Source organism: Geothrix alkalitolerans (assembly GCF_022808885.1).
Taxonomy (GTDB): Bacteria; Acidobacteriota; Holophagae; order Holophagales; family Holophagaceae; genus Geothrix; species Geothrix alkalitolerans.
Window position 1 is genome coordinate 94756 of the sequence record NZ_JAKZLE010000002.1, and the last position, 19480, is coordinate 114235.

Genomic DNA, 19480 nt, shown 5'->3' on the forward strand with positions numbered 1-19480 from the left:
GTCGGCGCGTCGTACCCATGGGCCCAGCCTAACCGATCTGCCATGCTCGACGGCATGTGGAGCGTGGAACCCTGGATTCCCCCCGCCTCGCCGGATCTCGGGGCGCTGGCCATGGAGGCGGCGGACGCGGCCGGCTTGGCTTCCTTGAGGGCCTGGCCGGACATCCGTAAGGGCGGCATCGGGTTCGGCAACCTTCCCCCCTTCCTGTGCTGGCGCGGGAAAGATGAGGGTCGGTGGCACCTGGTGCTGGTCCAGGCCCGGGAGGTCGGCGCACGGGTGCCCGGCGCCCGCACCGCACCGCTGCCGGAGGACTGGCTTGAGGGGTTGGATCTCGAGTCCCTGGGTCGCCCTCTCCGCCTGCATCCGGATTTCCCGGGCGGTGCAGCGGTCCATGTGGTCCGCCTCTCCGGCAGTGACCAGTTCCGGGTCCGGAGCCTCGGTCCGGAGGCCCCGGGCCTGGTCTCCGAAGTCCTGAAACGCATCAGTCACATCCAAACCTGGCATCCCGCCGATTAGAGACCAACGGGAGCGCACCATGCTGACCCTCGACTTCTCCACCCTGAAGGAAGCCATCATGGCCGCCGCCCTGGGCCTGATGATGGGGCTGGAGCGGGAGAGCAGCGGGTTCGAACGAAGCCGCGAGAGCCAGGAGGCCCTGAACCGCCGCGAGACCGACCGCGTCGAGGGCCTTCAGGGCGCCCTGGGCGCGCGCACCTTCGCCCTGCTGACCCTTCTGGGCTGGATTTCGGTGAAGGTGGGGGGCGGAAGCCTTGCCATGCCCATCGCCGTCCAGGCCTTCGCGGCGATCCTGATCGGCCTCTTCTATTTTCGGACCAGTTCGCCGGACCGCGGGCTGACCACGGAGGTCGCCGCCCTGGCCGCGCCGTTGCTGGGCATGCTCCTCACCCGGGATGCCCTGCTGGCGGTGGCGCTGGCCGTAATCATGACCCTGCTCCTGCTGTCCAAGCCCTGGATCCGCGCCTGGATCCCCCGGCTCCATCGCGAAGACCTGATCGCGGCGATGCAGCTGCTCCTCGTCTTCGCCATCCTTCTGCCGCTGCTGCCGTCCCGGGTGCTGGATCCGTGGGGCGTGCTCTCGCCCCAGAAGGTGGGGTGGATGGTGGCCCTGGTGGCGTCCGTGGATTTTCTCGGGTACGCCCTCAGCCGCGTGCTCGGGTCCCGGCGTGGGGCCGCGCTGACGGGCCTGGTGGGCGGGATGGTCAGTTCGACGGTGGTGGCCGTCACCATGTCCAGGCAGGCCCGGGAGCACCCTTCGATGCGGAGCGCCGGCCAGGTGGCCGTGATGCTGGCTTGCGCCACCATGGCGGTTCGCGTGGCCTTCCTCGCGGGAGTCGTCGGCGGAGGGAGTCTCCTCCGTCCGCTCCTGCTGCCCATGGCAGCCATGGTGGCGACCTTGCTGGCTGCGACCTGGTGGATGTACCGGTCCGGCGAGGGCCTGGGTGTCGGTACGGACGACATGCCCCTGCGCAACCCCTTCCACCTGAAACGCGCCCTCGCCTGGGGCCTGGCCCTGGCCACGGTCCTGCTCCTGTCGGCCGCGGCCCGTGCCTGGTTCGGGGATCGGGGATTGCTGGTGACCGCCGGGATCTCGGGGCTGGCGGACGTGACGCCCATTACCCTGGCGGTGAGCAGCCAGGTCCACTCGATCGGCCTGGATTCCCGGACGGCCGTCCTGGCCATCGTCCTGGCCATCGGCGCGAACACCCTCGCCAAGGCCGGATTCTCGTGGATCTCCGGCGGCCGTGCCTTCGGCATGCGCCTGACGGCCATGCTGGCTGCCTCGCTGGTGGCGGCCCTGGCGATGGTGGTTCTCTGAAACCTGTGCCCGCCGGGCCTATTTCCCGCGGTTGCTCATTCGCGTATGAGCGACGCCGCTCTTGCCCTGGGGCCGGGCGGAAGCTTTGACCACAGGCTTGGGGTGGGCATCGGCCTTCGGTTTTCCGGTGGTGGACACTGGGACCGGCTTGTCCGCGGCCTGGACCTGCTTCAGGAGATCGGCGGGGACGAGTGGCTTGGTCATGGGAGTGCTCCTGGCTTCGATTCTAGCCCAGCATGCCAATGCCCCGTCGGCGCGGATGTGACTGACCTCAAATCGCATGCTCCCCAGCCGGGGTTAATCTGGATCGAGGCGGGGCGCAGCCTGGGCCTTCCTGGGGGGATGACCATGGTGACAGCGGCGGGGGAACGCATGGTTGAAGCGGCCCTGGGCTCCTTTGACGCCTGGCGGGCCGCCTCCCGCCTGGAGCGCAGGCGGCTCATCGACGCCTGGCTCGGGGAGGTGGGCCACGCGAGAGAAGAACTCGCGCGTCTCCTGACCCAGGAGACCGGCAAGCCCATCACCCTGGCACGAGGCGAGGTGGGCCGGGCCGAGGCGACCCTGCGGGCCACCGCCGAGGCGATCGGAACCTTCGGGGAGGAGGCGGTGCCCTACGACCTGATGGCCGGCGCGGATGGCTGCCGGGCGGTCCTCCGGCGCTTTCCCGTGGGCCCCGTCCTGGCGATCACGCCCTTCAACTTCCCCGTGAACCTGGCGGTCCACAAGCTCGGACCGGCCCTGGCCGCGGGCTGCAGTGCCATCTGGAAGCCGTGCCCCCAGGCGCCGCTCACCTCGAAGCTGCTCTGGGACACGTTCGAGACGGCCCGCCGGGGCACCGGGGCCCCCGCCGGCCTGCTCCAGTTGGCGCCCTCGGATCCCGTCGCGGCCGAGGCCATGTCGAAGGATCCGCGCATCGCGGCGGTCAGCTTCACCGGCTCCGAGCGGGTAGGGCGCCACCTTGAGCAGGTGCTCGCCGGCAAGCGGCTGCTGCTGGAGCTGGGCGGCAACGGCGCCGTGGTGGTGGATGAAGGGGTGGATTCCGCGGCTGTGGCGCGCTCGCTGGCACCCGCCGCCGTGGCCGGAGCAGGGCAGAGCTGCTCCAAGGCCCAGCGGATCTATGTGCACCGGAATCTCTGGGAGTCTTTCGCCCCGGCCTTCGTGGCGGCCGTGAAGGCCCTGCCCGTGGGCGATCCCATGGATCCCGCCACCGTGGTCGGTCCCCTCATCGACGAGGCCACGGCCCGCCGCATGGACGAGGGCCTCGACCGGGCGGTGGCCGCGGGCGCCGAGGTGCTCCTGAGAGGATCCCGGCAGGGGGCGCTGTTGCCGCCCGCCATCCTTGCGGGTCTGCCCGAAGACGACCCCTTCCAATGCGAGGAGGCATTCTCCCCCATCACGGTGCTCACGCCTGTGGATAGCTTCGAGGAGGGCCTCGACCGGGCCGCCGCCACGCGCTATGGCCTGCGGGCCAGCGCCTACAGCCGGGACCAGCGGCACCTCCGCCTGGCGGAGGCGAGCCTGCGGGCCGGGGGCGTCCTGCTGAACCTGCCGCCCACCTTCCGGCTGGACGCGGCCCCGTTCGGCGGGGTGCGGGCCAGCGGCAATGGATTCGAAGGTCCCCGGTGGGCGATGGAGGGCTTCACGGAAGGCCGCCTCATCGTCGAAGGCCCGGCCCTGTAAGAATCGACCTGGAGCCGACCCATGCCTCTGTCCATGCCCTTCCGTTCCGGCGATCTCGTGGTGGTCGTGCTGCACTCCCCGCGGGAGCGGGTGTGGGGCAGGCTCCTGGGACTCGAGGCCGCGGGCATCGCCATCCGGGGTGTCGACCTCGCGCCCTGGGCGGAGGTCCTCACCCTGGTCCGTACGGGCCAGACCGACCAGGTGGCCCTCAGCACCCGCTTCCTGCCCATGCACCGTGTCGAGACGCTGTATCTCGATGAGCCCAGTTCCGGGGCTCCCAGCCTGGCGGACACGTTCTGCGACCGGACGGGCCAGGACCCGCATCTCTTCCTGGCGGACCCGCCCTCACCCAAACCCTCCACCCGACACCGGAGACTTCCATGAGCCACGCCAATCACGCCCGCTGGATGGCGCGCTTCCGCGATCGCGCCAAGGTCCTCAAGCGCCACATCGTGCTGCCCGAGGGCCGGGACGACCGGACCCTCCAGGCCGCCCAGCTGCTGCTGGACCAGGGGCTCGGTCGCATCACCCTGCTGGGTGATCCCACCGACATGGCGAAGCGGGGCGCGGCCCAGGGCCTCTCCCTGAAGGGGGCGGCGATGGTGGATCCCCTCGCCAGTCCCCTGTTGCCCGAGCTGGCCGGGGCCTACTTCGAGCGCCGCAAGTCCAAGGGCATCACGGAGGCCCAGGCGCTGGAAGCCGTGAAGAACCCGCTCTGGTTCGGGGCCATGATGGTGCAGGCGGGCTCCTGCAACGGCATGGTGGCGGGCGCCCTGAACACCACCGCGGAAACGGTGCGCGCCTGCCTCCAGGCCATCGGCGCCGCGCCCGGCATCAAGACCGTCTCCAGCTTCTTCCTGATGATCCATCCCGATACCGCCTTCGGCGAGCAGGGCGCCATGATCTTCGCGGATTGCGCCGTGGTGCCGGATCCGACACCGGAGCAGCTGGCGGACATCGCCCTGGCCTCGGCGGAGAATGCACGCCGGGTGCTGGACGTGGAGCCCCGCGTGGCCCTCCTGAGCTTCTCCACCCGCGGTTCCGCCGAGCATGCCCGGGTGGACAAGGTGCGTGCCGCCCTGGCTCTCATCAAGGAGCGGGCGCCGAACCTCGCCGTGGATGGCGAGCTGCAGGCGGACGCCGCGCTCCTGGCCTCCGTGGGCCAGCGGAAAGCGCCGGGATCGCCGGTGGCGGGTCGGGCCAACGTCCTGGTGTTCCCTGATCTGGACGCGGGGAACATCTCCTACAAGCTCACCGAGCGCCTGGGCGGCGCCGTGGCTCTGGGTCCGCTGCTCCAGGGACTGGCCCGCCCGGCCAACGACCTCAGCCGCGGATGCAGCCCCCAGGACATCGCGGACGTGGCGGTGTTGACGGCCCTCCAGTGAAGCGGATCGCGCTCTTCATCTCCGGGACCGGCGGCAACGCCCTGAATTTGCTCAGGGCCTGCCAGGAAGGCCGTGTGCCCGCCGTTCCGGTCCTGGGCCTCGCCTCCACCGCCAAGGCCGGGGGCATCCCCCGGCTCGAGGCGGAGGGGCTGCCCACGGTCTCGGTCGTCAGAAAGGATTTCGATTCCGACGAAGCGTTTTCGGATGCCTGCTACCTGGCTGCCGAGGCCGCCGGCGCGGAGGTCATCTGCCTCTGCGGGTGGTTGAAGAAGCTGACGGTGCCCCGGCGCTGGGAGGGGCGGATCCTCAACATCCACCCGGGCCTTCTGCCACGGTTCGGCGGACCTGGCATGTACGGCATGCACGTCCACCGGGCTGTGCTGGAAGCCCGCGAAGCCGAGTCCGGGGCCACCGTGCATCTGGTGGATGCCGAGTACGACCATGGCCGGATCCTGGACCAGATGCGCGTCCCCGTCCTTCCTGGCGACACCCCCGAGGATCTCCAGAGGCGGGTCTATGCGGCGGAGATGGAACTCTATCCGAAGGCACTGCGGGCATATCTGGCTGAAGAGCCTTAGACTGCTCCCATGATTCCCCTCCTCACCGCCGACGACATGCGGGCCGCGGAGCGCCAGGCCATCGAAGGCTGGGGCATCCCGTCCCTGGTGCTCCAGGAGCATGCGGCCCTCGGAGCCCTGGCCCTGATTCCCGCAGGCGAACCCGTGCATGTGCTGGCGGGCCCGGGCAACAACGGCGGCGACGCCCTGGCCTTGGCTCGCCTCGCGCGCCTGGAGGGCCGGGAGGTGTCCGTGTGGTCCCCATCGGCGCAGCCGGGGTGGCGCGGCGACGCGGCCCACCAGGCCCGCCTCTGGAAGGGACTTGGTGGCGAAATCCGCACCTCGGCGGCCCCTACCGAGGCCATGCAGCTCTGGCGCGGGTGGGTGGTGGATGGGCTGTTCGGTCTGGGTACCTCGCGGCCTCTGGAGGGGACGGCCCTGGCCTGGGCGCGGGCCCTGAACGCGTCCGGCCTTCCGGTGCTCGCCCTGGACCTGCCCTCCGGCCTGGACCCCAGTTCTGCGGAGATCCCGGGCGAAGCCGTCCGCGCGACGCGGACGGCCTGCTTCGGGCACCGCAAGGTCTGCCACGGACTGATGCCCGCGCGGGAGGCCTGCGGCGACATCACCGTGGTGCCCATTCCCCTCGATCGGACGCCCAGGGCCGCCCTGCAGCTTCTGGAGCGTCCCGCGCTCCCGCCGCGCGCCTGGGACGCCCACAAGGGCAGCTTCGGGCATGTGGCCATCCGCGCGGGCAGCCTGGGCATGAGCGGTGCCGCCGTGCTCTCGGCCCTGGGAGCCCTGCGCGTGGGCGCGGGCCTCGTGACCGTATTGACGGATCCCGAGGTTCGAGCCGAGGTGGCCGCCCAGGTGCCCGAGGCCATGGTGCGGCCTTGGCAAGGGAGCGTGCCCCCCGAGGCCGATGTCCTCCTCGCCGGTCCAGGGGGCATCTCCCAGGTGCCCGACTGGGACGGGCCCCTGGTGCTGGACGCGTCCGCCCTGAAGGAGGGTGAAGGGGGGCGCTGGATGGAACGCCCTGGCACGGCCATCACGCCCCATCCCGGCGAGTTCGCGCGCCTGTTCCGGCTGCCCCGGCCGTTGCTGATGGATGAGCGCCTGGCCCAGGCCCGCCAAGTGGCCGCCGGAAAGCCAGGCGTCCTGCTGCTCAAGGGTGCCCAGAGCGTGCTGGCCGGTGGCGCCAGCGAGGACCTGTGGATCAATCCCACGGGCCATCCCGGTCTGGCCACCGGGGGCAGCGGCGACTTGTTGGCGGGCATGGTGGCGGGCTTCCGTGCCCAGGGCCTGCCCATGCGCGAGGCCGTGGCCGCCGCCGCCTGGTTCCATGGGGCCGCGGCCGATCTTCTTCCGGGGGCGGGCTTGCTGCCGCGAGACCTGGCGGACCAGCTGCCGGGGCTGCTGCGTGGCTGAGCGCTACCTCGCCGACGATGCCGCCACCGAGGCCCTGGGCGAGGCCCTGGCCCAGGTCACGCCGCCGGGCGGAACCTGGCTGCTGCGAGGCGAGCTGGGCGCGGGCAAGACCACCTGGACCCGGGGCTTCCTGCGGGGGTTGGGCGGCGACCCGGAGGAGGTGGCCTCGCCCACCTATGCCGTGCTCCACCGCTACGATCTGCCGGAGGGGCGCCTCTTCCACCTGGATCTCTACCGGCCGGGCCCTGAAGGCGCCTGGGCTCTGGGGCTCGAGGAGACCATCGGTCCCGGGGACCGGCTGGTGGTCGAGTGGGCGGGCCAGGACGGCCCCTGGCCCACGGACTGGGTGGCCGAGCTAGTGCTGGTTCCCGAGGGCGAAGGGCGCCGGGCCGAATGGACATACCCTGACGGATCCAGCGGACGATGATGGGGCATGAGCCTTTCCCTCGCCCTCTCCCTCATGGCCTGTCTGGCGGCTCTCTTCGCCGCGTGGTCGGCCATGCGCCGGACTCCCCCCGATCCTGCGCCCTTCGAAGCGCTGCGACGCCACGCCGAGGAGCTGGCTTCCAGGGACCGTGCCGAATCGCACCAGGCGCTCTCGACCCAGATCAGGCCTCTGCTGGCGGAGCTCGGGGAGCTCCGGACGGCTCAGGCCGAGAAGCTGGCGGAAGGGTTCCGCCTGCTTTCGGCCACGATCCAGGAGGCCCTGCGGTCCTCCCGCGCTGAACAGGCGGCCCAGCTCGGGCAGGTCCAGCAGCAGGTCCAGGAACGGCTCGACGCCATCCAGGCGGCCAACGAGGCGAAGCTCGAGCAGATGCGCCGCACCGTGGACGAGAAGCTCCACGAGGCCCTGGAGAAGCGCCTGGGCGAGAGCTTCAACCTGGTCGCCCAGCGGCTGGAGCAAGTTCAGCGCGGCCTGGGCGAGATGCAGGGACTGGCCCAGGACGTGGGCGGGCTCAAGCGGGCCCTGACCAATGTGAAGGCCAGGGGTGTCCTGGGCGAGGCGCAATTGGGAGCCCTGCTGGAGCAGTTCCTGTCGCCGGGGCAGTACCAGGCCAATGTCCACATCCGCCCGAGGTCCCCGGAGGTGGTCGAATACGCGGTGAAGCTGCCTGGGCCTGACGAGAACGGTCCGGTCTGGCTTCCCATCGACGCCAAGTTCCCCCTGGAGGACTACCAGCGCCTCACCGAAGCCTACGAAACCGGCGACCTCGCCGCCGTGGAGGCTGCCGGCAAGGCCCTGGAGATCCGGCTGCTCTCCCAGGCCCGGGACATCCGCGACAAGTACATCGTGCCGCCGAGCAGCACGGACTTCGCGCTGCTCTTCCTACCCTTCGAGGGACTCTACGCGGAGGTCCTCCGTCGTCCGGGTCTCTTCGAGCGGTTGCAGCGCGAATGCAAGGTCATCCTGGTGGGTCCCACGACCCTCACGGCCTTCCTCAACAGCCTCCAGGTGGGCTTCAAGACCCTGGCCATCAGCCGGCAGACCAGCGAGATCTGGAAGGTGCTCGGCCAGGTGAAGGCGGAGTTCAGCCGCTTCGGCGCGGCCCTCGCGACGGTCCAGAGGAAGCTGGAGGAGGCCAGCGGCAAGCTGGGGGATGTCGCGGCCCGGCGGGACCAGATGGAAAAGAAGCTTGCCGGCGTGGAGGCGGCCCCGGAGGTCGGCCCAGCGGGCCTGTCACTGGAGCTTCAGGAATCATTTATGCCTTATTTATCCAATCAAACAGAATAATTCACTTCACAAATCGGAGGAATGCCTTAGGATACGGCCCAATCCGGGGGTGTGATGCTGAAGGGCCGGGAACGTCACGGGGCAGGTGAGGTGATTGCCGTCGACCGGAACTATGTCCCGATGCAGGAAGTGAGCCGAAGGCGCGCCCTCTGCGCCGTGGTCGCAGGCCGGGCCCACGTGCTCAACCCCGCCACCTTCGAGCGGCACGGGAGCCTGGAGGGGAGTCTCGAACTCATCATCTTCCCGAACGTTCAGGCCTGCAGCGATTCCAAGCTTCTCATCGGGCGGCTGGAGCGCCGCGTCCTGCGCCGGGATCACTACCTCTGCCAGTACGAAGGGTGCCAGCGGAAGGCCACGACCGTGGATCACGTCGTCCCCCTGTGCCAGGGCGGCTCCACCACCTGGCAGAACCTGGTGGGGTGCTGCCTCATCTGCAACCAGAACAAGGGGGGACGCACCCCCGATCAGGCGGGCATGGTCCTCAAGCGCCAGCCCAAGGGCCCCAGGGCCCACCTCTTCGAGCGCTTCGAAGAGCTGCTGAAGCGGGCCAGCGCCGCCTGAGGCGAGTGTTCGCTTCGTCCTGAAATGCCTCCACGAAGAGCCCTGCTGGCAGTCGAAGGACGCGATTTCTACCTGTCCTCCGTGGAAGTCTTCCCCCTTTTTGGAGCTGGCACCCCACTCACCCCGTCAGCGCCCGCGTCTTGAGGAACAGCTCCGCCCACTCGCGGGCCGGGTCGCTGCGCCGGGTGATGCCCCCTCCGGCCCAGTAGGTGAGGGCTTCGCCGCGGATCTGGGCGGTGCGGATGGGCAGGGCGAGGTCGAGGTCGCCGTTGGGGGCGATCCACCCGAGGGCCCCGCAATAGAACCCCCGGGGCGCCGCTTCGGTTCGGGCCAAATGCGCACAGACAGCCTGCTTGGGAGCCCCCGTGACGCTGCCACCGGGGAGGACCGCGCGGAGCAGGTCGGCCAGTCCCAGCCCCGGACGGGTCTCGGCTTCCACCGTGCTCACCAGGTGCTGGACGGTGGGATAGCGTTCTACGCGCATGGCGCGGCTCACGGTGACGGTGCCGGTCCGTGCCAGGCGACCCAGGTCGTTGCGCACCAGGTCCACGATCATCGTGTGCTCGGCCCGCTCCTTGGGATCCGCCGCCAGGGCCTCGGCGGCGAGCTGGTCCTGCGTCGCATCGCCAGTCAGGGGAACGCTGCCTTTGATGGGCTGGGACCAGATCCGTTTCCCCCGGCGAGACAGGAGCCCCTCCATGCTCAAGGAGAGGAGCCGGAGGCCGTCCAGGTCCAGCAGGGCGCCGAAGGGCGGGCGGGCCCGCCTGAAGGCCCCCAGGGCCAGGTCCACGGGATCTCCAGGATAGATGGAATCAAAGGGAACACAGAGGTTGGCCACATAGAAGCCACCCTCGAGGATGCGCTCTCGGACCGTTTCCACGGCGGCCCGATGCTCGGCCTCGGTCCAGCGGGCCTGGAGGCTCAAGGACGGTGATTCGAAAGGGGCCCCCGGGCAGAGAAAGGATGTCCAGGCCTCCGGGTCCGGGGGCACCTCGCTCCAGGACCACAGCTCGGCTTCCCCGTTCTGGACGTGCAGTGCCTGTTGGATGCCCTGCCAATGCTGACCCAGGGTGCCGGGAGCGCACTCCTGGCGGGGCAGCGAAGCCTCATCGCAGGCCAGTTCGAAGGAGGCCGCGCCGATCCAGGGTCCGGGGTGTTCCGGGAGCGCCGCTTCCAGGGCTTTCCAGGGGGAGCCCGGCCAGGGCCTGCCATCCAGGCGGCTGGCCCAGGCGGCGCCGGACCACCGGGAAGCCAGGATCGGCCCCCCCGGCAGACCGAGGAGCCCGTCCCCGGTGCAGCCGGTATGGAGCCAGACGGCCCCGCGCCTCAGCAGGTCCTGGGCGCAGTCGGGCCAGGGGCCGGGAAGAGGGATGGGCCGGCGGTGCCGGGGGGTCAGGTCCATGGAGGACATCATCCCACTGGAGGCCGGAATTCCTTCTAATGGCTAGTGTTGAAAAAGTCGCAGCTAATAAATCAGATGTTCATGACAAATAATGACGAAAAACAGGCTTTTCTTTTTTTCGATCAGGACCTAGGCTCTTGGGCCAGGAGGAACCTCCATGCCTTCAGTGGATATCAGCTCACAGACGGGTAAGGACTTCGCGGGAGACGCCTTGATCGTCCCCGTGTTCTCGGGGCGTGAACGCCATCGCCTGCCACTTGCCATCAGCAAGGTCGCACGCCAGGTGATGGATGAAGAGGATTTCAAGGCGGACTATCTCGAAGTTGTGCCGCTTCATCATCCCAATGGCGTCAAGGAGAGCCGCTGGATGGTGCTTGTCGGCCTCGGCGACGAAGAGAAGGTCACGCTCAACAAGATCCGGAAGGCGGTGGGAACCGCTGGTCGCTTCTGCCTCAAGAAGAAGTGGAAGAAGATCGGGGTGCTCTCGCCATCCACGTCCACCCTGGACCACGACGCCGTGCAGGCCGCCGTGGCCGAGGGCACGCTGCTCGCGAACTACGACCTCGTGACGTTCAAGGGCGGGAAACAGGACCCGAAGCAGTTCTCGTCCATCGAGATCTTCACCAACGGCGACGATACCCGGAAGGCCCGCCGCAAGCTGCCTGCCATCGAGGCCGGCGTGGCCGCCTGCCATCGCGTCCGCGACCTGGCCAACACCCCCGCGGGCGATCTCTATCCGGAAGTGTTCGCCGAAATGGCCGTGAAATTGGCCAAGCAGCACAAGCTCCATTGCGAGGTGCTGGATGTTCCCGCCCTGGAAAAGGGTGGCTTCCGTTCGGTCCTGGCGGTCGGGCAGGGGAGCCCGCGCACCCCGAGGGTGGTGAAACTCGAGTACAAGCCGAAGGAGAAGCCCAAGAAGCACGTGGTGCTGGTGGGCAAGGGCGTCTGCTTCGACTCCGGCGGCCTGTCCCTCAAGGACGCCTCGGGCATGGAGACCATGAAGGACGACATGACCGGCGCCGCCATCGTGCTCGCGACCCTGGCCGCCTGTGCCCAGCTGGAGATCCCGGTCCAGGTGACTGGGCTCATGGGCCTGGTGGAGAACATGCCCTCGGGCACCAGCTACAAGCCCGGGGACGTCCTCCGCAGCCGCAGCGGCAAGACCATCGAGGTCCTCAACACGGATGCCGAGGGCCGGCTCGTCCTGGCGGACCTCCTCCATTACGCCGGGGAACTGGGCGCGGATCACGTGGTGGATCTGGCCACCCTCACTGGGGCGGCCCTGGTGGCCATGGGCGATGGCGTGTCAGCGGTCATGGGCACGGACCAGAAGCTGGTGGACCGCCTGCTGGATGCCGGCAGCGCCGCGGGTGAGCATCTCTGGCAGCTGCCGCTGGTGGAGGAGTATGCCGAGCTGCTGAAGAGCCCGCTGGCCGACCTGAAGAACATCACCGGCATCCGGTGGGGCGGCACCATCACCGCCGGTCTCTTCCTCCGGGAGTTCGTGGGCGACGCCTCGTGGGCGCACGTGGATCTTGCCGGCAGCTGGTCGGGCAAGGAACGGGACTACCGGACCCACGGCGCCAGCGGCGAGGGCCCCCGGTTCCTTCTCGAATGGCTCATGGACTGATCTGCCCGATGACTTGGTCAAAGGGGGGCATCGCCCCCCTTTTTTTCAAATGGGTGAAGATATCCCCCTTGACCGGAAGGCATGGATGGGGATTTATTGAGGACTGCCTTCAAGCCACCTGAGCCCTCACCCCCTTCGGAGTTCCCATGGAAGCGATGGAGACCCTCACCAAAGCTGACCTCTCCCGGCACTTGATGGAGCGGCTCGAACTGGGAAAGAAGGATGCGGATCTCCTGGTGAACACGTTCCTGGAGAGCATCATCGAGTCCCTACGGACCGGTGAAGGGGTGGAACTCCGCGGGTTCGGCAGCTTCCGCCTGAGGGACCGGCGGGCGCGGCAGGGGCGGAACCCCCGCAGCGGCGAAAGCATCCAGGTGCCGCCGAAGCGCGTGGTCTATTTCAAGCTCGGCAAGGAGCTTCGCAGCAAGCTGATCGACGAGTAGCCAACTACCCCCACCCTCGGAGTCCCCATGCGTTTCCGCAAGCTGCTCCTGGCCTTGTTGGCCACCCTGGCTGTCGCCACGCCGGCCCTTGCCCAGAAGAAACTCTCCAAGGAAGAGAAGGCCAAGCTGCCCCGCATCGCCATTCTCGAATTCAAAGCCGCACCGGATGCCTGGCACGGCTGGCGCTTCGGCGGCTGGGGCAACCAGATGGGCACCATCTCCAATCAGCTCCGCGACCTCTTCACCACGGAGATCATGGAGAAGGGCCGGGGCAAGATCCGCGTCATCGAGCGCGAGCGGCTCTCCGAGATCCGCGAGGAGCTGAACTTCCAGCAGAGCGGCGAGGTGGACACGAGCACGGTCCAGAAGATCGGCAAGCTGCTGGGCGTGAAGTACGTGATGACCGGCAAGGTCACCCGTTTCGCCTACAAGGAGGGCGGCTTCGGCACCGGCTGGGGCGTGGGCGCCCTGGTGGGCAAGCTCACGGGCGACAGCACGGCTGGCGCGGTGGCCGGCAGCGTGAACGTGAAGAAGGCCTCGTTCTCAGGCCGTCTGGACATCCGTCTCATCGAAGTGGAGACCGGCGAGATCCTGGGCGCCTGGAAGGACGAGGACAAGGTCAACGACACCAGCGTGAAGGTGGCGGGCACCGGCGCCGAGGTCCAGTACGACGAGGAACTGGTGAACAAGGTCTTCGAGCCCATCGTCCAGCGCATCACGCCCAAGCTGCTGCGCGCCACGGTCGCGGCCCACGAGGAAGACTAGCCCGTCCATCCGTCGCGACCTGGAAAGGGGGCCCTCAGCGGCCCCCTTCCTCATTCCGGAACCAGGCGTCCGTGGCCTCGCGGATGGCTCCGGCATACCGGGGGCCCAGCACCTCGGAGCAGTGGAGGTGCCAGGTCGGCACTTCGATCACCTGGCTGGTGAGGAAACGGGCGGCCATGGCCCGCTGCACCTCGGGAGGGGCCAGGCGGTCCTGGGTGGCGAGAAAGCAGAGGCTGGGCGTGGCGAAGCGGAGGCCCTTGGTGCGGCGCAGGAGATCCGTGTCCGCGGGATCGTAGCCGCCCATGTGGCCCGCACCTCGGCTGGCCATGGCCCCGATGGGGGGAGCCAGAAGGTGCCACCACCGGTCCGCCGGTCCGCGCACCAGGCGCTCCGCGAAGCTGCGGCTGCTGGCGGGGGCCCCTTCCCACATCAGGCCGGCGAGGGGCCCGCGGCCCTCCCGCTCCAAGTCCGCCAGGGCCAGGAGGGCCACGGAGGCGCCCAGGCTCCGGCCCATGAGGAGGATCCTCCGGCGGGGGAGGCCTGAGGCCTCCAGGTGGTGGACCATGCGGACCACCTCCTGGGATTCGCTCACGCCGAAGGTCACGGCGGGGGCTGTGCTGCCTGCACGCAGGGCGTCGTCCCGCCGCCGGTAGGTGAAGATCGCCGCATCGAGTTCGGGGAACCACTTCAGGGCCGGGCTCGTGCCCCAGCGGTCATCGCCGAACCCGTGGAGGAGCAGCACGATGCCGGGGGAGGGCGCGCGCCGATGGAGGCGCCAGAGCTGGAGGCCGTCCACTTCCTCGAAGGACCAGACGCCGCCGGGGTCTCCATCCCCGCCAGTGGCGAGCTCCCGGTAGGTGGCCTCCACCCGCGACAGAGGCTGGGGACGGTAGAAGGGCGGGTCCACCAGCTCTCTGGCGACGGCCCGGGACTTCCATGCCATGAATCCCCCCACAGCCAGGAGGGGCAGGGTGCCCAGGGACAACCAGGCCCCGCGTTTCACCAGTAGCCCGTCGTGGCCAGGACCTCAGAGGTCGGATCCGTGATTTGGCACTGGCAGCTGAGCCGCTGGTCCGGTCCTGCGTCGTTGCGAGCCAACGTCTGGGATTCATGGGGGCGGGGCGGCGTCAGGTGGGCGGCGCCGCTCAGGATCGTGACCACACACCGGGCGCAGGCTCCCCGGCCTGAGCAGGCCGAAGCCACGGGCAGGCCCGCGGCCAGGAACCGGTCCATCAGGGTCCCCCGCCCTCCGATGATGAGGTCTGCGGTGAGGTTCGCCTGACGGGTGCGGGCCACCAGCGCCATCGCTACCTGGCGAGGGCCGCGGTCACCCCGGGGAGCCCTTCGGCGGTGGGCAGGGGATCCGGCTTGCCGTAGAGGACGGCATCCAGCTTCTGGACCAGCGTGATCTGGTAGAGGCCTTTGTCTCCAGCCATGTCCAGCTCGCCGAGATCGGGGCTGAAGGTCTCGTGCTGGCTGGTGAGGAAGAAGCGGTGCTTGCCGGAGGCGAGGCCCTTCACGATGAGACTGGTGGCCCCTTTGGGCAGCTGCTGGACCGGGATGCGGGCTCCGTCAAGACTCAGCTCCACCGGGCCCTGCACCTTCCGCGTGAAGCGGAACACGACCGTTCCCGCAGGGATGGGCGTCTTGGGCGTCAGGGGCATCTTGCGGCAACCCAGGAAGGAGACGGATCCCAGCAGCACGAGGGCGGGAACGAGGGGGTGGAGCTTCATGAAACCTCCGGAACCTTTGATGATATGCGATCAACGGCCCCGAGGTCTCAGGGCAGCTCGGCCCAGAGGGAGCCATGCCAGGTGGCGTTCCTGGGCTTCCGGCCGATGACGCCGGTCAGTGGACCGGAGCAGGCCAGCTCCAGCCGCCCTCCGCTGCGGTCTTCCAGCCGCGTGAACCGCACCCGGGTCTTCCCCGTGGCGGCCCAGGAGTCGGGGTAACCGCCGGACTTCTGACGCACCACACGCAGCAGGTAGAGGGTACCGTTCTTGAGGACGCTCAGCTCCAGATCGAAGGCGCGGGCGGGCTCCTCGGGGACCAGGCGGCCTGTCAGGCGGATCAGGGGCGGCAGGCCCGACCGGGCCGGAATGGAGGCCACGGAGGCCAGCTCCAGGCGATAGGGGATCCCATCGAGGGTGAGTTCTCCACCCCCGCGGACCACGGCCTCGAGCCCGGGGGTCTGGGCCCGGAGGCCGAAGGCCAGGAAGAGGCAGGGCAGGGCGCGCAGGAAGTTCATGCTGACTCCGGGGGATCCGCCTTCTATTCTGGTGGTTTGACGCAGAGAGGTGAACCATGACCCGTGTGCTGTTCCAGACCGACAAGGGCGACATCAACCTGGATCTCTTCCCCAAGGAGGCCCCCGGCACCGTGGCCAACTTCGTGAAGCTCATCGAGTCGGGTTTCTACGACGGCCTGGCCTTCCATCGCGTCATCCCCGACTTCGTCATCCAGGGCGGCTGCCCCAACACCCGTCCCGGCGCCTCGGGCATGCCCGGCACCGGCGGCCCCGGCTGGAAGATCAAGTGCGAGACCGCCGGCAACCCCCACCAGCACAAGCTGGGCGCCCTCTCCATGGCCCACGCCGGCAAGGACACCGGCGGCAGCCAGTTCTTCGTGGTGAACGGCGACCGTCGCAATGTCCAGCATCTTGATGGCGTGCACACGGTCTTCGGCCAGTGCGCCTCCGACGCCGACATCAAGGTGGTCCAGGCCATCCGCGCCAACGACCGCATCATCAAGGCGACGGTGGTGGAGGCTTAAGCTTCCTGACGTTCATGCGAAAAACAGGGCGGCGTCGCCGCCCTGTTTTTGTAGGGGAGGGACGAAGGCATGGACGGGAAGATTCGCTGTGGGTGGTGCGGGACAGACCCGCTCTACGTGGCCTACCACGACGAGGAGTGGGGCGTTCCCCAGCACGATGACCGACGCCTCTTCGAGAAGCTGGTGCTGGAGGGGGCCCAGGCGGGGCTGAGCTGGATCACCGTCCTGCGCAAGCGGGAGGCCTACCGGAGGCTGTTCCACGGATTCGATCCGGTGAAGGTCGCCGCCATGACGGACGCCGAGCTGGAGTCCGTCCTCCAGGACCCGGGGATCGTCCGGAACCGGCTCAAGGTCTTCTCGGCCCGCAAGAACGCGCAGGCCTTTCTGGCCGTTCAGAAAGAATGCGGCAGCTTCGACGCCTTCCTGTGGGCCTTCGTGGGCGGGAGGACGAAGGTGAACCATCCGAAGACCCTGGCGGAGGTGCCCGCCGTGAGCCCCGAGGCTGAGGCTCTGTCCAAGGCCCTCAAGAAGCGGGGCTTCACGTTCGTGGGGCCCACGATCATGTACGCCTACCTGCAGTCCATGGGCCTGGTGGACGATCACCTCACCATCTGCTGGCGCAAGCCAGCCTAGCTCTTTTCGCGAACGCGAAAAGAGCCGGAAAACGATAGACTGAAGGATCCGGAGCCCCCGTGTCCAAGCCCTTCTACATCACCACGCCCATCTACTACGTGAACGACCGGCCCCACATCGGCCACACCTACACCACGGTGCTGGCGGACGTGATCGCGCGGTTCCACCGCATGCGTGGCGAGGAGGTGTACTTCCTCACGGGTACGGACGAGCACGGCCAGAAGGTGGAGAAGGCCGCCGCCGCCCGGGGCATCACGCCCAAGCAGCTGGCGGACGAGGTGGTGGCCAACTACACGGACCTCTGGCAGCGCATGGGCATGACCCACTTCCGCTTCATCCGCACCACGGACCAGGACCACCGCGAGCAGGTGCAGCGCCTCTTCAAGCGCCTGCTGGACAAGGGCGACATCTACAAGGCCACCTACAAGGGGCTGTACTCCGTCAGCGACGAGGCCTATGTCACCGAGACCCAGGCCAAGGAGCTGCAGGCACAGGGTCTCGCCCACCAGCTGGTGGAGCTGGAGGAGGAGACCTACTTCTTCCGCCTCAGCGCCTACCAGGATCGTCTGCTGAAGCTGTACGAGGAGCGTCCAGAGTTCGTGCAGCCGGACTTCCGCTTCAACGAGGTGAAGCGCTTCGTGGAGGGCGGCCTGCAGGATCTCTCCATCAGCCGGACCAGCATCACCTGGGGCATCCCCGTGCCCGGCGACGAGAAGCATGTCATCTACGTGTGGTTCGACGCGCTGCTCAACTACCTCACGGGCTGCCCGGCCAACACCTGGCCGCCGGACCTTCAGCTGGTGGGCAAGGACATCCTCCGCTTCCACGCCGTGTACTGGCCCGCCTTCCTCATGGCCGCGGGCATGTTCCAGCCCACCACCATCCTGGCCCACGGCTGGTGGCTCATGGGCGAGGACAAGATGTCCAAGAGCAAAGGCAACGTCGTCCGGCCCGACACCTTGCTTCGCTTCGGCAACGACGCGCTGCGCTTCTACTTCATGCGCGACATGCAGGTGGGCCACGACCGGGGCTTCAGCTTCGAGGGCTTCATGGACCGCCTCAACGCGGACCTGGCCAACGGCCTGGGCAACCTGGCCTCGCGCACCCTCAGCATGATCCAGCGCTACCGAGGCGGCGTGGTGCCCATGCCCACCGTGATGGACGATCTCGACCGGGACATGGCCCAGCAGCTTCTCACGGTCTTCCCTGAATATCTGGAGCAGGCGCGGGCGAACAACTTCCACGGCGCCCTGGACGCACTGTGGACCTACCTGCGCGCCCTGGACGGCTACATCGTGAAGGCCGAGCCCTGGAAGCTGGCCAAGGATCCCGCCAACGATCCCAAGGTGGACGCGGTCCTGGCGAACCTCTACCGGGCCCTGCGCGCCACGGCCCTGCTGGTGGCGCCGGTCATGCCCGGCATGGCCCAGAGCCTCTGGGAATCCCTGGGCCATGCGGACCAGGTGGGCCAGCGCACCTTCCACGGTTTTGCGCTTGATGGCCCGGCCATCGGCCCCATCAGCGAGCCCAAGCCCCTGTTCCAGCGCATCGACAAGGAGAAGGAAATGAGTGACCTCGAGGCCTCCGCGGCCCCCGTCGAAACCAAGCCCACCCTGGACGTGCCGGAGATCCGCGAGACGGTGGACGCCGACACCTTCTTCAAGGTGGACCTCCGCGTGGGGAAAATCCTCGAGGCCGAGCGCGTGCCCAAGAGCGACAAGCTCATCAAGATGAAGGTGGACATCGGCCTGGAGCAGCGCACCATCGTGGGCGGCATCGGCAAGGCCTACGAGCCCGCCGACCTGCTCAACCGGTTGGTGGTGGTGGTGGCGAACCTGGCCCCCCGCAAGCTCATGGGCATCGAGAGCCACGGGATGCTGCTGGCGGCCAGCGACAGCGCCAGCAAGCCCTACCTGGTGGCGCCGCCCGCGGACGCCCTCCCCGGATTCCTGGTGAAGTGAAGCACCCCGTCTTCAGCTTCGAGGCGGAGCTTCTCACGGACGCGCCCTTCGACCTTGTGGCCGGGAGGCTGCGTGATCCCGGACCCGCGGGCTTCCGCTGCCTCCGTGCTCTCCAAGGTTGGCAAGGGCCCGCGGCCGAAGGGGAGTGCCTGGTGCTCCGCTGGTCCCGGAACCTGGCGGGTAGCCAGGAATCCGGAGTTCTGGTCCTGTCCCCGGATCCCAAGGGCGCCCACCTCCGCCTGGAGGGCCGCCTGAAGGGGTGGACCGGCTTCCTGTTGCTGGGCTGGCTGCGCTGGCGGACGGACCGGCTGCTGGACCGCTTCGTGGGGGAACTGTGAAGACTGGAGTTTCTGTGAAGCCGGTCCTCTGGATGAAATCGAGCTGCACCACGTGCCGGAACGCCAGGGCGAAGCTGGCGGAGCTGGGCATCGAGGTGGAGATCCGGGACTATTTCAGGAGGCCCCTGGCGGCCGCGGAACTTGAAGGCCTGCTGCCCGCGGACCCGGCGCCCATGCTCGGCACGAAGAGCCCGAAGTACAAGGAACTCGGATTGAAGGACCGGGAGCTGTCCAAGGCCGAGGCCATCGCCCTCATGGTCCAGGACAACAACCTGCTCAAGCGGCCCATCCTGGTGCATCCCAAGGGCACAGTCATTGGTTTCGATCCGGAAGCCTATGCCAGACTGGTCCCCTGAGGG

24 protein-coding genes are annotated in these 19480 nt (G+C 68.6%); 18 read left to right on the plus strand and 6 right to left on the minus strand.

Translation table 11 applies throughout. From position 1 onward, the window contains the following. The first annotated feature begins 42 nt into the window (after positions 1-42). Both MLJ35_RS04470 and MLJ35_RS04475 read left to right on the plus strand, forming a co-directional pair. Positions 43-516 (plus strand): hypothetical protein, encoded by a 474-nt coding sequence (locus MLJ35_RS04470; protein WP_243383210.1) that lies wholly within the window; start codon positions 43-45, stop codon positions 514-516. Between the two features lie 19 nt (positions 517-535). After that, positions 536-1837: an MgtC/SapB family protein gene (locus MLJ35_RS04475; protein WP_243383211.1), complete on the plus strand. Its 1302-nt coding sequence runs from the start codon at positions 536-538 to the stop codon at positions 1835-1837. Between the two features lie 18 nt (positions 1838-1855). Here the strand turns inward: MLJ35_RS04475 and MLJ35_RS04480 are convergent, their stop codons facing one another. Next, positions 1856-2041, minus strand: coding sequence for a hypothetical protein (locus tag MLJ35_RS04480; protein ID WP_243321023.1), 186 nt, complete (start codon positions 2039-2041; stop codon positions 1856-1858). A 138-nt stretch (positions 2042-2179) separates the two neighbouring features. Here MLJ35_RS04480 and MLJ35_RS04485 point away from each other — a divergent pair, with 138 nt between their 5' ends. The 8 genes from MLJ35_RS04485 (at position 2180) to MLJ35_RS04520 (ending at position 9177) form a co-directional block, all read left to right on the plus strand. Then, positions 2180-3517, plus strand: coding sequence for an aldehyde dehydrogenase family protein (locus tag MLJ35_RS04485; protein WP_243383212.1), 1338 nt, complete (start codon positions 2180-2182; stop codon positions 3515-3517). Between the two features lie 21 nt (positions 3518-3538). Then, a complete protein-coding gene (locus tag MLJ35_RS04490; RefSeq protein WP_243383213.1) occupies positions 3539-3901 on the plus strand; it encodes a hypothetical protein in 363 nt (120 codons plus the stop codon). Continuing rightward, positions 3898-4902: a phosphate acetyltransferase gene (pta, locus tag MLJ35_RS04495; RefSeq protein WP_243383214.1), complete on the plus strand. Its 1005-nt coding sequence runs from the start codon at positions 3898-3900 to the stop codon at positions 4900-4902. The genes MLJ35_RS04490 and pta overlap by 4 nt, the downstream gene beginning before the upstream one ends. After that, entirely contained in the window at positions 4851-5480 is a 630-nt protein-coding gene (purN, locus tag MLJ35_RS04500; protein ID WP_243383215.1) for a phosphoribosylglycinamide formyltransferase, read from the plus strand. Before pta ends, purN begins: the two co-directional genes overlap by 52 nt. Before the next feature lie 9 nt (positions 5481-5489). Then, a complete protein-coding gene (locus tag MLJ35_RS04505) occupies positions 5490-6884 on the plus strand; it encodes an NAD(P)H-hydrate dehydratase (RefSeq protein ID WP_243383216.1) in 1395 nt (464 codons plus the stop codon). Further along, on the plus strand, positions 6877-7311 hold the full coding sequence (gene tsaE, locus MLJ35_RS04510; protein WP_243383217.1) for a tRNA (adenosine(37)-N6)-threonylcarbamoyltransferase complex ATPase subunit type 1 TsaE: 435 nt from the start codon (positions 6877-6879) through the stop codon (positions 7309-7311). The genes MLJ35_RS04505 and tsaE overlap by 8 nt, the downstream gene beginning before the upstream one ends. Positions 7312-7317: 6 nt before the next feature. After that, positions 7318-8616 (plus strand): DNA recombination protein RmuC, encoded by a 1299-nt coding sequence (locus tag MLJ35_RS04515; protein ID WP_243383218.1) that lies wholly within the window; start codon positions 7318-7320, stop codon positions 8614-8616. 129 nt (positions 8617-8745) lie between these two features. After that, positions 8746-9177, plus strand: a complete 432-nt coding sequence (locus MLJ35_RS04520; RefSeq protein WP_243321039.1) for an HNH endonuclease — start codon at positions 8746-8748, stop codon at positions 9175-9177. Between the two features lie 118 nt (positions 9178-9295). Here MLJ35_RS04520 and MLJ35_RS04525 read toward each other — a convergent pair whose 3' ends face one another. Next, positions 9296-10579, minus strand: coding sequence for a chorismate-binding protein (locus MLJ35_RS04525; RefSeq protein ID WP_243383219.1), 1284 nt, complete (start codon positions 10577-10579; stop codon positions 9296-9298). A gap of 157 nt (positions 10580-10736) precedes the next feature. Between MLJ35_RS04525 and MLJ35_RS04530 the strand changes: the two genes are divergently transcribed. The 3 genes from MLJ35_RS04530 (at position 10737) to MLJ35_RS04540 (ending at position 13417) form a co-directional block, all read left to right on the plus strand. Next, positions 10737-12209 (plus strand): leucyl aminopeptidase, encoded by a 1473-nt coding sequence (locus MLJ35_RS04530; protein ID WP_243383220.1) that lies wholly within the window; start codon positions 10737-10739, stop codon positions 12207-12209. 146 nt (positions 12210-12355) lie between these two features. Beyond that, on the plus strand, positions 12356-12652 hold the full coding sequence (locus MLJ35_RS04535; RefSeq protein ID WP_279341050.1) for an HU family DNA-binding protein: 297 nt from the start codon (positions 12356-12358) through the stop codon (positions 12650-12652). Between the two features lie 27 nt (positions 12653-12679). Continuing rightward, positions 12680-13417: a CsgG/HfaB family protein gene (locus MLJ35_RS04540; protein WP_243315857.1), complete on the plus strand. Its 738-nt coding sequence runs from the start codon at positions 12680-12682 to the stop codon at positions 13415-13417. Positions 13418-13451: 34 nt separating this feature from the next. Here MLJ35_RS04540 and MLJ35_RS04545 read toward each other — a convergent pair whose 3' ends face one another. The 4 genes from MLJ35_RS04545 to MLJ35_RS04560 are packed head-to-tail and all read right to left on the minus strand — an operon-like array spanning position 13452 to position 15665. Then, positions 13452-14360 (minus strand): alpha/beta hydrolase, encoded by a 909-nt coding sequence (locus MLJ35_RS04545; RefSeq protein ID WP_243383221.1) that lies wholly within the window; start codon positions 14358-14360, stop codon positions 13452-13454. Positions 14361-14416: 56 nt separating this feature from the next. Then, positions 14417-14713 carry a 2Fe-2S iron-sulfur cluster-binding protein gene (locus tag MLJ35_RS04550; RefSeq protein ID WP_243383222.1) on the minus strand — a complete coding sequence of 99 codons (297 nt, stop codon included), beginning with the start codon at positions 14711-14713 and terminating at the stop codon, positions 14417-14419. A gap of 11 nt (positions 14714-14724) precedes the next feature. Continuing rightward, positions 14725-15150, minus strand: a complete 426-nt coding sequence (locus tag MLJ35_RS04555; protein WP_243321048.1) for a hypothetical protein — start codon at positions 15148-15150, stop codon at positions 14725-14727. Between the two features lie 47 nt (positions 15151-15197). After that, positions 15198-15665 carry a hypothetical protein gene (locus tag MLJ35_RS04560; RefSeq protein ID WP_243383223.1) on the minus strand — a complete coding sequence of 156 codons (468 nt, stop codon included), beginning with the start codon at positions 15663-15665 and terminating at the stop codon, positions 15198-15200. A 56-nt stretch (positions 15666-15721) separates the two neighbouring features. On the opposite strand from MLJ35_RS04560, the gene MLJ35_RS04565 reads away from it, so the two are divergent. The 5 genes from MLJ35_RS04565 (at position 15722) to MLJ35_RS04585 (ending at position 19477) form a co-directional block, all read left to right on the plus strand. Next, positions 15722-16189 carry a peptidylprolyl isomerase gene (locus tag MLJ35_RS04565; RefSeq protein ID WP_243321052.1) on the plus strand — a complete coding sequence of 156 codons (468 nt, stop codon included), beginning with the start codon at positions 15722-15724 and terminating at the stop codon, positions 16187-16189. A gap of 69 nt (positions 16190-16258) precedes the next feature. Continuing rightward, complete coding sequence (locus MLJ35_RS04570) at positions 16259-16822, plus strand: DNA-3-methyladenine glycosylase I (RefSeq protein WP_243383224.1); 564 nt, start codon at positions 16259-16261, stop codon at positions 16820-16822. A 59-nt stretch (positions 16823-16881) separates the two neighbouring features. Continuing rightward, on the plus strand, positions 16882-18783 hold the full coding sequence (gene metG, locus MLJ35_RS04575) for a methionine--tRNA ligase (RefSeq protein ID WP_243383225.1): 1902 nt from the start codon (positions 16882-16884) through the stop codon (positions 18781-18783). Continuing rightward, positions 18780-19121 carry a hypothetical protein gene (locus MLJ35_RS04580; RefSeq protein WP_243383226.1) on the plus strand — a complete coding sequence of 114 codons (342 nt, stop codon included), beginning with the start codon at positions 18780-18782 and terminating at the stop codon, positions 19119-19121. Before metG ends, MLJ35_RS04580 begins: the two co-directional genes overlap by 4 nt. Positions 19122-19135: 14 nt before the next feature. Next, positions 19136-19477, plus strand: coding sequence for an arsenate reductase family protein (locus MLJ35_RS04585; RefSeq protein WP_243383227.1), 342 nt, complete (start codon positions 19136-19138; stop codon positions 19475-19477). Positions 19478-19480: the final 3 nt, after the last annotated feature.

Coding starts and splice junctions, on each gene's coding strand:
- MLJ35_RS04570 (WP_243383224.1), top strand. CDS start 16,259: ATGGACGGGAAGATTCGCTGTGGGTGGTGCGGGACAGACCCGCTCTAC.
- MLJ35_RS04470 (WP_243383210.1), top strand. CDS start 43: ATGCTCGACGGCATGTGGAGCGTGGAACCCTGGATTCCCCCCGCCTCG.
- MLJ35_RS04485 (WP_243383212.1), top strand. CDS start 2,180: ATGACCATGGTGACAGCGGCGGGGGAACGCATGGTTGAAGCGGCCCTG.
- MLJ35_RS04555 (WP_243321048.1), bottom strand. CDS start 15,150: ATGAAGCTCCACCCCCTCGTTCCCGCCCTCGTGCTGCTGGGATCCGTC.
- MLJ35_RS04490 (WP_243383213.1), top strand. CDS start 3,539: ATGCCTCTGTCCATGCCCTTCCGTTCCGGCGATCTCGTGGTGGTCGTG.
- MLJ35_RS04565 (WP_243321052.1), top strand. CDS start 15,722: ATGACCCGTGTGCTGTTCCAGACCGACAAGGGCGACATCAACCTGGAT.
- MLJ35_RS04560 (WP_243383223.1), bottom strand. CDS start 15,665: ATGAACTTCCTGCGCGCCCTGCCCTGCCTCTTCCTGGCCTTCGGCCTC.
- MLJ35_RS04545 (WP_243383221.1), bottom strand. CDS start 14,360: ATGGCATGGAAGTCCCGGGCCGTCGCCAGAGAGCTGGTGGACCCGCCC.
- pta (WP_243383214.1), top strand. CDS start 3,898: ATGAGCCACGCCAATCACGCCCGCTGGATGGCGCGCTTCCGCGATCGC.
- MLJ35_RS04530 (WP_243383220.1), top strand. CDS start 10,737: ATGCCTTCAGTGGATATCAGCTCACAGACGGGTAAGGACTTCGCGGGA.
- MLJ35_RS04535 (WP_279341050.1), top strand. CDS start 12,356: ATGGAAGCGATGGAGACCCTCACCAAAGCTGACCTCTCCCGGCACTTG.
- purN (WP_243383215.1), top strand. CDS start 4,851: ATGCAGCCCCCAGGACATCGCGGACGTGGCGGTGTTGACGGCCCTCCA.
- MLJ35_RS04515 (WP_243383218.1), top strand. CDS start 7,318: ATGAGCCTTTCCCTCGCCCTCTCCCTCATGGCCTGTCTGGCGGCTCTC.
- MLJ35_RS04480 (WP_243321023.1), bottom strand. CDS start 2,041: ATGACCAAGCCACTCGTCCCCGCCGATCTCCTGAAGCAGGTCCAGGCC.
- MLJ35_RS04475 (WP_243383211.1), top strand. CDS start 536: ATGCTGACCCTCGACTTCTCCACCCTGAAGGAAGCCATCATGGCCGCC.
- MLJ35_RS04525 (WP_243383219.1), bottom strand. CDS start 10,579: ATGGACCTGACCCCCCGGCACCGCCGGCCCATCCCTCTTCCCGGCCCC.
- MLJ35_RS04505 (WP_243383216.1), top strand. CDS start 5,490: ATGATTCCCCTCCTCACCGCCGACGACATGCGGGCCGCGGAGCGCCAG.
- MLJ35_RS04540 (WP_243315857.1), top strand. CDS start 12,680: ATGCGTTTCCGCAAGCTGCTCCTGGCCTTGTTGGCCACCCTGGCTGTC.